This window comes from Erythrobacter sp. S259 (assembly GCF_057364965.1).
This window is the reverse complement of sequence record NZ_CP200286.1, coordinates 1,225,887-1,238,713: the sequence shown is the minus strand read 5'-3', so window position 1 is coordinate 1,238,713 and position 12,827 is coordinate 1,225,887. Positions and strand designations below refer to the sequence as shown.

Genomic DNA, 12,827 nt, shown 5'->3' with positions numbered 1-12,827 from the left:
AAAGTCACTATGAATGGAGCAGCGGTGACGAAAGCGCAGGATTCTGCGGGCTCTAACGGAGCTGATGGTGTGCGTGTCACTCGCCAATCGCCGCGGTGGTGGCGAGAATTGGTTGTGTTTTCGCGCCGAACCAACGTGTTTCGCGTCCTCGAATGGCTTTCAATCGTGGCACTCGTGGCAGCGATTGGGGCGAACTATCTCGCCTATATGAACACGCCCGAGGACACAGGCGCCTTGCCTTCCTTGGAGGTGTCCCTTCTGCTCGTGGCTATCCTTGTTCCAGCAATGGCGATCCTTGTCTTAATTGGCAGACGGATGGCTCTTGGCAGGGCAGCAGGCAGCACCGCGCGCCTGCATGTAAGGCTCGTGTTTTTCTTCTCCATGGTGGCTGCCGTTCCCACCCTGTTGGTGGCTGGTTTTGCAGCCTTCCTGTTCCAAACGGGCGTCGCATTCTGGTTCTCGGACAGAATCGCGCGGATTGCTCGAAAATGCAAATGCGCTTGCTCAAAGTTATTACGATGCCAATCAGCGCGATGTTCAGCAGAACACGATCCAGATGGCGGTTGATATGGGCGTTATCCTGCGCCGCGTGCCGATCACCGACCCTGATTTTCCGGATTTCTTTGCATACCAGGCACAAGGCCGCGAAATCAGTGAAAGCGCTATTCTCCAGCGTTTAGACGACGGAAGTTTGCGCACCGCTGCCATTATGAACCTTATGGAGGACAATAGCCCCCTCTCATTTAGCACAGCCGCGCTCCCGCAATTGGATGCAGGCGAAATTGTCGTGGTTGAGGGCAGTGTTGAGCGTATCGCCGCCATAGCTCCCATTGACCGGGAAAGCGGCATCTACCTCTACAATGCGCGCACCACCGAGGAGACGATGTTCAATTCGTGGGAGCGAGCACAGGCTATCGGCATGGCTTACGAAACGCTCACCAGCGAAGCACGCATCTTGCAGCTTCGCTTCAATATCGCGCTTGTCGCGATGAGTTTGCTTTTGGTGGGGCTTGCGGTCTGGTTTGCGCTTCGTTTTGCAGACCGCCAGGTGGAACCGCTGACCGAGCTTATGGGTGCTGCGAACAAGGTGGGGCAGGGCAACTTCTCGCTCCGGGTTGAAGGGCGCACCGGGGCAGACGAAATTGGGCTGCTGAACCGTGCATTCAACCGAATGACATCGCAGTTGGAAAAGCAAACCGACGCATTGGTGAGCGCCAACAGGCAAATTGATGAGCGGCGCGCATTCATGGAAGCCGTCCTGCAATCGGTAACCGCCGGGGTTATCTCGGTGGACGAAGACATGCGGGTCGCATTGATGAACGGCACCGCTCAAGGACTGTTCTGCGATGATGGGGAGCCGAGCCCCGTTGGCAAGTCACTTCAAACGCTCTCAGGCGATATTGCGCAGATGATCCGCGACGGCAAGCCGCGCGCCATTGTCAGCCATGATCACAAGGGTGAACTTTTCACCCTCGCTGTAACGGTAGCCCCGGGGAGCAGCGGTCATGTGATCACCTTTGAAGACATCACCCGGCAATTGCTCGATCAAAGGCAGGCCGCTTGGTCCGATGTTGCGCGCCGGATCGCGCATGAGATCAAAAACCCGCTGACCCCGATCCAATTGGCGACCGAGCGCTTGAAGCGCCGCTATCGCAAACAGGTTGCCGCCGGTGAGGGGGAGCTTTTCGATGAGCTTACCAGCACAATTGTGCGTCAGGTGGGAGACCTACGCAAAATGGTTGACGAGTTCTCCTCCTTTGCGCGCTTGCCCAAACCCGTATTCCGTATGGAAGACGCGCTTGATCTGGTTCGCCAAGGGGTTTTTCTGCAGGAAGTCGCCCATTCGCAGATCAAATTTGAGATGAATGCAGGCGGTCTTTCAGAGCGCGCGATCCAATGCGACCGGCACCAATTGGGTCAGGCGATGACCAATGTTCTGAAGAACGCTGTGGAAGCGGTCGAGGCGCGGGCAACCGAGGCAGAGCCCGGTTACGAAGGGCGCGTTTCCGTTACCATTACCGACGACGATGACCGGATCGCTGTGATGGTCGAAGACAATGGTATCGGGCTTCCCACCGACCGTGAACGCATTGTCGAACCCTATGTCACCACCCGCGAAAAAGGCACAGGTTTAGGCTTGGCAATCGTTAACAAGATTGTCGATGAGCATGGCGGAGATATGAGCTTTGCTAGTGCCCCTAAAGGCGGAACGCGCGTTACCTTACGCTTTGCCCGCACGCCTCAACCCTCGGATCAAGGGACGGCACTATGATTTCACTATGCAGAGCCCGCACAGCTGCCAATAGCGCTTTGCCCCTTATCACCCTCGAAAAACTTTCGACTTCTCACGGAGACGCGCATGGCGCTTGATATCCTCATTGTTGATGATGAACGCGATATTCGCGAACTTGTCGCAGGTGTTCTTGGTGATGAAGGCTATGAATGCCGCACCGCTGCTGATTCAACCAGCGCTCTGGCTGCCGTCGATGAGAGGCGGCCAAGCCTGGTTCTGCTCGACGTCTGGCTTCACGGAAGTGAGATGGACGGACTTGAGACACTAGATGCGATCAAGGCGCGCGAACCTGATCTGCCGGTCATTATATTCTCTGGTCACGGCAATATCGACACCGCAGTCTCGGCTGTGGGGCGGGGCGCGATGGACTTTATCGAAAAGCCTTTCGAGGCTGAGCGTCTCCTGCTGCTGGTCGAACGAGCGACCGAGACCGAAAGGCTTCGGCGAGAGAATTCGCAATTGCGCGAGTCGTCTTGGGGCAATCCTGATTTCACCGGAAATTCGCCTGCCATCAACACTGTACGTGCCACTCTTAAGCGTGTTGCGAACACCGGAAGCCGGGTTATGATCACCGGTCCTGCTGGCGCTGGTAAAGAGGTGGCAGCCCGCATGCTTCATGCTTGGAGCAACCGCGCTGATGCAGCCTTCGTCCTCGTCAATTCGGCGCGCATCACGCCGGAACGGTTCGAACAAGAGCTCTTCGGAGAAGAGGTTGACGGGCGTCAGGTAAAGCCGGGCCTGCTTGAGCTTGCCGATGGCGGTACGCTTTATCTCGATGAAGTTGCCGATATGCCGTTATCGACGCAGGCTCGCATTTTGAGGGTCTTGACGGAACAAAGCTTCGTGCGCGTTGGCGGTACGCGCCAAATTGGTGTTGATGTTCGCGTGGTGTCGTCCACTTCGCGCGATTTGACCCAAGAGATGGAGGAAAAGCGTTTTCGCGAAGACCTGTTTTACAGGCTCAATGTTGTGCCAGTGGCGATCCCATCCCTTTCTGAACGGCGCGATGACATCCCTGCGCTCGCGGACCATTTCTTCACCCGTTATTCAAGCGATCAGGGGATAGCCGCCCCTGAGGTTGGCGAAGAAGCCATGGCAGCTTTGCAGGCATACGATTGGCCCGGTAACGTGCGACAGCTGCGCAATGTGGTTGAGCGCACTATCATCATGACGCCGCGGGATCGCCTGACCAAGGTCGAAACCGATATGCTTCCATCCGAGATTACAGGCGGGCGCTTGATGAACTCGGGCGAAGGGTTAACGGCGATGATGGGCGTTCCTCTGCGCGAGGCAAGAGAAAGTTTTGAGCGCGAATATCTCACCATTCAAATTCGCCGTTTTTCGGGCAATATCTCGAAAACAGCGACCTTTATTGGGATGGAACGATCCGCATTGCACCGCAAATTGAAACTTTTGGGTATGGCAGATCGGCGAGAAGTCGAACGCAAGTAATGCCGCGTTAACTGCAAAAGAAAACGCGATTTATTGGACACGCTGTCGAATCAGCCATTGCGAGTTGCGTTTGCAATGCCCATTAAGGATGACAGTTGCTCCTAGCACCTCATGAGGGAGTGATGACTATGCGGACCGTAAGGACGGCCGCCAAGAACAATAGGAGCCTCATATGTCCAGTGGGCGAACCCTCTCTCCGCGCCCTCGTCCAGCCCCGAAAGAAGGGCAGTCCAACCGCTCAGGCAATACTGGCGGTAAACAGCAAGGCAATCTTCAGGATGCCTTTCTAAACCTTCTTCGTAAGAACAAGACACCTGTGACCATGTTTCTCGTTAAAGGCGTGAAACTTCAGGGTATTGTTACATGGTTCGACAATTTTTCGATCCTCCTTCGCAGGGATGGCCAATCGCAGCTTGTCTACAAGCATGCGATTTCCACCATCATGCCTGGCGCAAGCGTTGATGCGGAACAGTTTGAAAGCCGCAATGGCTCCGGCAAACAGCGCCTTTTGCAAGACGTGTTCCTGAGCCGGGTCAGCGATTCTGACGTTCAGGTCACCATGTTCCTTGTGAACGGCGTAATGCTTCAAGGCAGGATCGCTGCATTTGATTTGTTCTGCATGCTGCTTGAGCGTGATGGCGCGGTGCAGCTTGCCTACAAACACGCCGTCTCGACCATCCAGCCAGCAAGCCCCGTCGACCTTTCCGATGATCCAGATTACGATGGTGAAGATGAGGACGACGATGATTTTGAGGGTGACTACTGAGTTTCGATGACACCTTGATGGACGAGGTGACGCGCGGTGCGCGTTGCCTAGTATTGTGCCCCGATATCAAGAGCTTCTCTTACGACCTTGACGCAAAAGAGAGGTTGGCTGAAGCCGAGGGGCTGTCGCTTGCGATTGGGGTGATCATCGCTCATAGCGCTGTTCTTCCAGTGCGTCAGATGCAGCCAAACACGTTGTTTGGGTCTGGCCAGGTAACCAACATCGGTATCTTGTGCGAGCAATATGAGTGTGAACTCGTCATTGTAGACGGCGCTCTCACCCCCATCCAGCAGCGCAACCTCGAAGACAAGTTAAAGCGCAAAGTCATTGATCGCACAGGCCTAATCCTCGAAATCTTTGGCGAAAGAGCCGCGACTGCAGAAGGCCGCTTGCAGGTAGAGCTTGCGCATCTTGATTATCAGCAGAGCCGGCTAGTGCGCTCTTGGACCCACCTCGAAAGACAGCGCGGCGGGTTCGGTTTCCTTGGCGGACCGGGTGAAACCCAGATCGAAGCCGACCGGCGCATGATACGTCAACGTATGGGGCGCCTCAGGCGGGAGCTTGAACAGGTGCGCAAGACCCGCGCGCTGCACCGGGAAAGGCGAGACCGGGCACCGTGGCCTGTGGTTGCTCTTGTCGGTTATACCAACGCTGGAAAATCGACTTTATTCAACCATTTGACGGGTGCAGAGGTGATGGCCGAGGACCTTTTATTCGCCACACTTGATCCCACTATGCGAGCGATCAGCCTACCGGGCGTCGAAAAGGCGATTTTGTCTGATACGGTCGGCTTCATCTCCGATCTTCCCACACAGCTTGTTGCCGCCTTCCGGGCCACCCTCGAAGAAGTGACAGCCGCAGACATCATCTGCCACGTTCGCGATATGGCCAATCCGGCCCATGCGGCTCAGAAAAAGCAGGTTGTGGCGGTGCTTGCCGATCTCGGTGTAGTTGATGCTGAAAGCGGGCACAGCGAGATCCCGATCCTTGAGGCTTGGAACAAGGCTGATTTGCTCGAAGAGACCCGTTTTGAGGAGCTGCGTGAAGCGGCTGCGAGGCAGGGGGCGGTACTGCTTTCCGCTGTCAAAGGTCAAGGATTAGAGGTGTTTGCTGCGCGCATCACAGATATGCTCACAGAAAAAGCGAGCGACCTTTCTGTGATACTGCCAGTTTCAGACGGGCGCCGGATCGCTTGGCTTCATGCCCATGGTGATGTTCTGGAAGACGAGGATGCCGGGGAGGGGGAGGATGGTCCCTTGCGCCGCATGACAGTGCGTTTGAACCCTAAGGAATTGGGACAGTACACCTCCCTATAGGCCTGAACAAACGCTATTTCTCAGCCGACTTTGCGCGCTGCCAATACCTCTCTTGTTGATCGAGTGACAGGTCAGCAAAAATGACCCCGTCAGCAGTGGCAAGTGTCTCCATCGTGTGAAAACGCCTCTCAAACTTGCCATTGGCGGCTCTCAACGCTTGCTCGGCATCGACGCCGTAGCGCCTCACAATATTGACTGCGACGAACAGAACATCACCTGCTTCCATCAGCTTTTCGTCATCAGCGGCGTCTTCAAGTTCGTTGAGTTCTTCTTCCAGTTTGGCCTTGGGACCGTCCACATCGGGCCATTCAAAGCCGACCCGGCCAGCGCGTTTCTGAAGCTTGTCGGAGCGCATTAGCGCCGGTAAAGCGAGAGCCACGCCGTCGAGCGCGCTTGTTTGGCCCGTTTCGGCGCGCTCATCTGCTTTGATGTTCTCCCAGCGTTCTGGGGTCATGGTGCCTTTTTGATCACCGAAGATATGCGGATGGCGGCTTTCCATTTTGTCACTGATGGAGCGCGCAACATCATCAAAGGTGAAGTGACCGGCTTCGGCGGCCATCTGCGCATGAAACACTACCTGAAACAGAAGATCGCCAAGCTCTGACTTCAATTCAGCCATGTCGCGCCGCTCGATCGCATCGGCAACTTCATAGGCTTCTTCAATCGTATAAGGCGCGATTGTGTCGAATGACTGTGCGGTATCCCATTCGCATCCAGTATCAGGATTGCGTAAACGGGCCATGATCTGAAGAAGTCGGTTGACCTCCGTGGATGCAGGAGGGGTAGTCATTTGGAAGAGCTCCTAACCGCATCCTCAAGGATGATAATATATCTTATGTTAAATATAGGCCTGTCAGTCTAACCTGGGAGGGTTACCCCGAACAGATCCGCAATTACGAACAAGCCTACAAAAATCGCTAACCAGATGAGCACCATCTGCGCCATTCTTCCCCAGCCTAGCTTGAAGCTCGCAAGCGCGCTCCCGGCCAGGATCAGCCAACCAAGCATCGCCACGATTGAAATGATCATACCTTCGTTCATGCGGTCATCTCCAATCCATCATAGCCTACGGTCACGAACTCCGGAACTTCTGTGCACAATGTGCGGTAGTCCATGCTTTTATCAAGATGACTTAAGACGAGATGGCCCGCCTTTGACCGCTCAGCCAGTTCGATTGCCATCGCAAGGTGCGCATGCGTTGGATGCGGATCGCGTCTTAAACAATCGCTCACCAGAATGTCGACGCCCTCGCACAGTTTAACCATTTGATCGGAAATTGACGAGAAATCAGTCAGGTATGCGACGGACTTTCCGTCTGCGTCGAACTTGTACCCGGTCGTCTCACCCGGTCCGTGCTCCATCTGACACCATTCAACACCAAAGCCGGAAACAATGCGCAGCCGCTCTAGCGTGTCGATAGAGCAAATCGTCGGATACCCATCCTGGCCTGCGAAAACATAGCCGAAACGTTGGCGAAGCCGCCTCACTGTATCGGTATGTGCATACCCTGGAATAGGACCACTGCGCCCATAGCGTAGGACCCTTAGATCGTCGATCCCGTGGCAATGATCTGCATGATCATGTGTCCAAAATACAGCGTCCAAGCGGTTGATTTTATTTGCAAGAAGCTGTGCTCGGCAGTCTGAACTTGTGTCGATCAGGATGCGCGAGCCGTCATTGCTTTCAACCGCGATAGAAACCCGGCTTCTGCGGTTACGCGGTTCATTTGGATCGCAGTCGCCCCAATCTCCGTTTCCATCATCGCCTCCCACGCGCGGCACGCCCGTGGATGTGCCTGAGCCAAGCATGATGAACTTCACAGGGAGGCCTTTGCAAACAGATTGGCGAAATTGCGGGTTGTCTGCTGCGCGAGAGTTTCCGCGCTAATACCGCGCAGATCAGCCACAAATCGCGCGGTATCGGCCACGAATGCAGGCTCACACGATTTGCCTCGGTGCGGCACAGGTGCGAGAAACGGACTGTCGGTTTCTACCAGCAGTCGATCTTCTGGAATTTGCGCAGCTATCGCCTGTAAGTCTTTGGCATTCTTGAACGTAACAATCCCGGACAAAGAGATCGTCAGCCCTAAATCGAGGACTTTGCGCCCGAAATCTTCAGAGGCCGTGAAACAATGGATAAGAGCGAGAAATGCACCCTTCTCCATCTCATCTTGGAGAATTTCGAAAGTGTCTTCTTCGGCATCTCTGGTGTGAATGATCACAGGCAAACCCGTCTCGCGAGCCACATCAATATGCATGCGAAAGAGCTTGGCCTGCACTTCGCGGTCTGAATATTCGTAGAAATAGTCGAGCCCTGTTTCACCAATAGCAATGACCTGCAATTTTTGTGCAGCTTCAAAGAGCGTGCCGCGTGTCAAATCGGCGTGATCATCGGCTTCATGGGGATGAATTCCAACGCTTGCGAAAACGTCGTCTTCACGCATAGCCGTGGCAATAACCTGTTTCCATTCAGATTGTTTCGTTGAGATGTTGAGAAATGCCCCCACCCCTGCCTTGCGGGCACGGTCAAGGACTTCAGCCTGATCTTCAACCAGCCCTTTATACTCCAAATGGCAGTGGCTATCGACCAGCACTATGCGCCCTCCTCTGCCGGTTCTGGCAGTTCAAGGCGTGGGAAGAGCGGAGTGGGTTTTTCGATTCGGAAGCCGCTTTCCGCAAGCGGCGAATACCAATGCGAAGAGACCGCCTCATAGGTCCGCAGGCTTTCATCAATGCCCATCATCGTAAGGAGTTTCGCGGTGCTGTCGGGAATGACCGGCTGAATTGCCGCCCCCAATTGCGCGATGCAGATGTAGAGGGTTGCGAGAACCGTTTCCATCCTCTCAGGATCAGTCTTACGAAGCGCCCACGGCGCCTCGGCGTCAATATAGGCATTGCAGGCAAATACCGCCTGTAGCCAAAGTTCAACCGCCTGCTGAAGCGCTAAGGTTTCAAAGGCTTGAGGGATGTCTTTGGCAATGGCTTTGTCTACGGCTGCAAATAGAGCGTTGTCTGCATCTGTATGCCCGTGAATAGCCGGAAGGCGTCCATCGAGGTTTTTGGCGATGAACCCAAGCGTTCGCTGAGCCAAATTGCCAAAAGCATTTCCGAGTTCGCCGTTGGAGCGCTCGACAATGGCCTCTGGCGAATACGACCCGTCTTTGCCAAAGGCGACTTCGCGCATTAGGAAATAGCGCAAGGGATCAACGCCAAACTGATCCGCCAGCTCCAACGGGTCGGTCACATTGCCAAGCGACTTCGATTCCTTCTGACCTTTATTCAACAGGAACCCGTGCCCAAACACTTTTTTGGGGAGCGGGAGCTTCGCACTCATCAGGAATGCAGGCCAATAGACGGTGTGAAAGCGGACAATATCCTTACCGATTAAGTGTAAGTCTGCCGGCCAGAACTTGGCCATGTCATCTGTTTCATCAGGAAACCCGAGCCCGGTTAAATAGTTAGTGAGCGCATCAACCCAAACATACATGACATGGTTGTCAGAGCCTGGAACCTTCACCCCCCAATCAAAACTGGTGCGGCTGACGGAAAGGTCGCGAAGGCCCCCCTCGACAAAGGCAATCATCTCGTTACGGCGGCTCGCGGGTTCAAGAAAACCCGGTGTTTGCAAGAGAGCTAGCAGCGGTTCTTGGTATTTGGACAAACGGAAAAACCAGCTTTCTTCAACCGTCCATTCGACGGGCGTGTCGTGCGGCGAGAGCTTAAGGCCGCCCTCGCCCTCTTTTAGCTCGCTTTCGTCGTAATAGGCCTCATCACGGACCGAATACCAGCCTTCATAGCGGTCAAGATAAAGATCGCCCGCTTCTTCCATCCGCTGCCAAAGCGCTTGGCTAGCGCGGTGGTGACCGGGTTCTACTGTGCGGATGAAACGATCATAGCTGATATTAAGAGCTGCATCCATGTCTTGGAAATAGCCTGCCATTTCGTCGGCTAGCCCGCGCGGATTGCGTCCTTGCTCCTCAGCCTTTCGCGCCATTTTGAGCCCGTGTTCATCCGTGCCGGTTTGAAACCGCACATCGCGACCTTTCAGCCGTTGGAACCGGGCGATGACGTCAGCAGCGATACCTTCATAGGCGTGCCCGATATGTGGGCGGCCGTTGGGATAATTGATCGCAGTGGTGATATAAAAGGGTTCAGCCATGGGCGCGTTCGCTAGCGACGTGAGCGCCCGAGAGCAAGGTGCCGATTTCTAAGCACAGGAGGCCTGTGTCAAAATTATAGTTGGGGGCTTGGGCTGCGAGCGTCACGAGCTTGGCGTGAGTCTCGATGAGCGCGGCGCGTGCTTTCGAGGTTTGGCTTTCACGAGCGGCCTTGGCGACCATGAACAGCGCCAGTTCAAACACGGACGAAAACCTCTCACGATCGGCGCGCGGTCCAATCAGGCGCGACAATTCTGCTTTCCCCGTCATGTCCTGATCGCCTTGTTCAAGAAGCTTGGTGATGTGGGCTGAAACCGGGCCAAGGTCTTGCTCAGCAAATCGCATGGCGGTGCCAAACGATCCTTCAGCCGCGTCAAGCGCAGCCGCCATATTCACACCGGACCCAGCAGCTGTGAGCATATTTTCCAAATCCCCACGCGTCAAAATGGGAAACCGCAAGATGCGGCAGCGTGAATGAATGGTGGGAAGGAGCTGCGCGGGACGATGCGTGACGAGCAAGAAAAATGTGCCCTGCGGAGGCTCCTCAAGGCTTTTGAGAAGGGCATTGGATGTTGCTCGCTCCATATCATCGGCAGGGTTGATGATAACGGCGCGCCGCGATCCCAAAGTGGGCCGAACCGTCAAGCGCCGCTGCATATCGCGGATTTGCGCAATCCGAATGCTGCGCGCGAGTTCGTAAGGTTTTCCGGCTTCTTGCGCGGATTGCGCTTTTTTGTCTTTAGGCCCGTATGTGACTGTCATAATATCCGGATGATCGCCTTGAGGCTGGGGGATGCCCTCCTCTGCGACCAATTCGCGCGCGGCCGCTTTGGCAAAATCTTCTTTTCCAAGTCCTTTTTTCCGGCCAATATCCATCCGTGATGCATTCGCGCGCTCTGTTGGGCGCTGCGCCATTCTTCCCATGCCTCTGAGTGGTTCGGCCAGCCAAGTTGCGAAGCATCGCTCATTTTTTGCACTCATCAAGCAAAGGCGTAATCGCTGCCATGATCCTCTCGTGCACCTGGCCAGGCGTTCCGGTTCCATCCACGATGCTAAATCCTTGCGGCGCTGCTTTGGCCAATTTGCGAAAGCTCGCTGCGACCGCCCTATGGTAGTCAAGGCTCCTGCCGCCAATCGCATCGCTGTTATCGCCGTCTCTTCGTTCAAGGCGCTTGGCCCTCACCGTATCATCCACCTCGAGCAATATCGTGCAGTCTGGGCGCATGCCCGCGCTTCCAAAGCCGTGCAGTGCGGTAATTGCATCATCTCCCAAACCGCCTGCACCGCCCTGATAAGCGCGGCTTGAGTCAACAAACCGGTCGCTGATCACCCAGAAACCCTCGCTAAGTTTCGGGCGGATAAAGCGATCGACATGGTCCGAGCGGGCGGCCGCGAACAAAAGCGCCTCACTCTGCGCATTCCACCCTTCGCCGGGGGGATGAAGCAGTAGCCCGCGTATAGCCTCTGCGCCCGGCGTTCCGCCCGGTTCGCGCGTTGTGACAACTTCAAGTGCGTGCACTTCGCCAAGGGTATCAGCCAGCATCCTGCTTTGCGTGGATTTGCCGGTGCCCTCCCCGCCTTCAAGAGCAATGAACTTCCCGGACTGGACAGTATTGCTCATGAAAACCATCCGGCGAATGCATTGTTCAGCCTGTCCAGAAAGCCTGCTGTATCAACACTTTCCTCAGCCAATAGCGGGATATTGGCAGGCTCAGCCCCTGGCACCATGACCTTCAATGTCGCGGTCTTGGTTCCGGCGGTGATAGGTGCACGCAGTGGTCCGTCATAAGTAATAGAAACCTGCACATTCTGGCGCTCGCCAATCGGCACATTGATAAAGACCGGAGAGCCAGTTTTGAGAGCCACCTTGCGCGCAGTGCCATTCTGGACGCGGGCGTCTCCGACATATTGGCCCTTGCGCGCAATTTGGACCCGGTCAAAGGCAGTAAAGCCCCACTCAATGAGCCCGCTTGCTGCTTGCGACCGGATTTCCTGTCTATCTGCGCCCGCCACAACTACGACAAGTCTTTGATCGAGCCGCTTGGCCGATCCGACATAACCAAGGCCTGCTTCGTTGGTATAGCCGGTTTTGATGCCATCAGCCCCTTCAACGCGTCCAATCATAGGATCGCGGTTGCTTTGAGCGATATTGTTGTAGCGAAATCCTGGTTGACCAACGTAACGGCGATATTTCGCCGGGTGACGTGTTACCAACGCCTTGGCGAGCACTGCAAGATCGCGTGCATTTGTGAAAGTGCGCCCTTCATCGGGCCAACCGTTGGGTGTGCCAAAATGGCTGTCCGTCATGCCAAGTTCGCGGGCGCGGCGGTTCATCCCGTCCAGCCAGCGATCAAGCGATCCGGCCTGCCCTTCTGCCAGTGCCATCGAGCCGTCATTGGCCGAAACATTGGCGATTCCCATGAGAAGGTCGTCAACGACTACTTGGTCTTCGGCCTCGATAAACATGGTCGAACCCTTCCGGTACCAGTCTCTCCATGTTTCCGGTGCCATCTGAATACGCTGACGCGGGTCAAGGTTGCCTTCCTCGATGAGCTGGAAGGCGTGATACAAGGTCATGATCTTGGTTATGGATGCAGGCACGAACCGCCGTTTTTCCCCGCGCGCAAACAAAACCTGATCGTTTGTCACATCCACGAGAAACGCAATCGGGACCTGCCGCGCAGACGGTATGGTCGGCGCAGCTTGTGCGGCTGCGCTTGCCGGCAGGCTCCCTATCGCAAGCAGCAACACAAAGCGCTGAAGAAGGACCAATCCAGAATTTCGAGACACAATCACCGTGCGATCATACCCGCGCACCCGCCATGAAGCGAGGCCGCATAATGC

Annotated in this window: 13 protein-coding genes; 5 read left to right on the top strand and 8 right to left on the bottom strand. The window is 55.4% G+C overall.

Translation table 11 applies throughout. The features are described from left to right. The first annotated feature begins 24 nt into the window (after positions 1-24). The 5 genes from AC0V60_RS05865 to hflX all read left to right on the top strand — a co-directional run bounded on the left by AC0V60_RS05865 (position 25) and on the right by hflX (position 5,827). On the top strand, positions 25-567 hold the full coding sequence (locus tag AC0V60_RS05865; RefSeq protein WP_486177570.1) for a hypothetical protein: 543 nt from the start codon (positions 25-27) through the stop codon (positions 565-567). Then, entirely contained in the window at positions 479-2,272 is a 1,794-nt protein-coding gene (locus AC0V60_RS05860; RefSeq protein WP_486177569.1) for a sensor histidine kinase NtrY-like, read from the top strand. The genes AC0V60_RS05865 and AC0V60_RS05860 overlap by 89 nt, the downstream gene beginning before the upstream one ends. Positions 2,273-2,359: 87 nt before the next feature. Further along, positions 2,360-3,745 (top strand): nitrogen assimilation response regulator NtrX, encoded by a 1,386-nt coding sequence (gene ntrX, locus AC0V60_RS05855; RefSeq protein WP_486177568.1) that lies wholly within the window; start codon positions 2,360-2,362, stop codon positions 3,743-3,745. 172 nt (positions 3,746-3,917) lie between these two features. Then, positions 3,918-4,511, top strand: coding sequence for an RNA chaperone Hfq (gene hfq, locus AC0V60_RS05850; RefSeq protein ID WP_486177567.1), 594 nt, complete (start codon positions 3,918-3,920; stop codon positions 4,509-4,511). Between the two features lie 17 nt (positions 4,512-4,528). Beyond that, positions 4,529-5,827: a GTPase HflX gene (gene hflX / locus AC0V60_RS05845; RefSeq protein WP_486177566.1), complete on the top strand. Its 1,299-nt coding sequence runs from the start codon at positions 4,529-4,531 to the stop codon at positions 5,825-5,827. Between the two features lie 13 nt (positions 5,828-5,840). Here the strand turns inward: hflX and mazG are convergent, their stop codons facing one another. The 8 genes from mazG to AC0V60_RS05805 all read right to left on the bottom strand — a co-directional run bounded on the left by mazG (position 5,841) and on the right by AC0V60_RS05805 (position 12,773). Next, positions 5,841-6,617: a nucleoside triphosphate pyrophosphohydrolase gene (mazG, locus tag AC0V60_RS05840; protein WP_486177565.1), complete on the bottom strand. Its 777-nt coding sequence runs from the start codon at positions 6,615-6,617 to the stop codon at positions 5,841-5,843. Positions 6,618-6,685: 68 nt separating this feature from the next. Beyond that, positions 6,686-6,868, bottom strand: a complete 183-nt coding sequence (locus AC0V60_RS05835) for a hypothetical protein (RefSeq protein WP_486177564.1) — start codon at positions 6,866-6,868, stop codon at positions 6,686-6,688. Continuing rightward, a complete protein-coding gene (locus tag AC0V60_RS05830) occupies positions 6,865-7,647 on the bottom strand; it encodes an MBL fold metallo-hydrolase (RefSeq protein ID WP_486177563.1) in 783 nt (260 codons plus the stop codon). Before AC0V60_RS05830 ends, AC0V60_RS05835 begins: the two co-directional genes overlap by 4 nt. Beyond that, a complete protein-coding gene (locus AC0V60_RS05825) occupies positions 7,644-8,420 on the bottom strand; it encodes a TatD family hydrolase (protein ID WP_486177562.1) in 777 nt (258 codons plus the stop codon). The genes AC0V60_RS05830 and AC0V60_RS05825 overlap by 4 nt, the downstream gene beginning before the upstream one ends. Beyond that, positions 8,420-9,985 (bottom strand): methionine--tRNA ligase, encoded by a 1,566-nt coding sequence (gene metG, locus AC0V60_RS05820; RefSeq protein ID WP_486177561.1) that lies wholly within the window; start codon positions 9,983-9,985, stop codon positions 8,420-8,422. Before metG ends, AC0V60_RS05825 begins: the two co-directional genes overlap by 1 nt. Next, the gene (locus AC0V60_RS05815; RefSeq protein WP_486177560.1) at positions 9,978-10,898 is read right to left on the bottom strand and encodes a DNA polymerase III subunit delta'; all 921 of its coding nucleotides are present in this window, start codon (positions 10,896-10,898) and stop codon (positions 9,978-9,980) included. The genes metG and AC0V60_RS05815 overlap by 8 nt, the downstream gene beginning before the upstream one ends. Before the next feature lie 49 nt (positions 10,899-10,947). Beyond that, complete coding sequence (tmk, locus tag AC0V60_RS05810) at positions 10,948-11,604, bottom strand: dTMP kinase (protein ID WP_486177559.1); 657 nt, start codon at positions 11,602-11,604, stop codon at positions 10,948-10,950. Beyond that, on the bottom strand, positions 11,601-12,773 hold the full coding sequence (locus tag AC0V60_RS05805; RefSeq protein ID WP_486177558.1) for a D-alanyl-D-alanine carboxypeptidase family protein: 1,173 nt from the start codon (positions 12,771-12,773) through the stop codon (positions 11,601-11,603). The genes tmk and AC0V60_RS05805 overlap by 4 nt, the downstream gene beginning before the upstream one ends. Positions 12,774-12,827 lie beyond the last annotated feature (54 nt).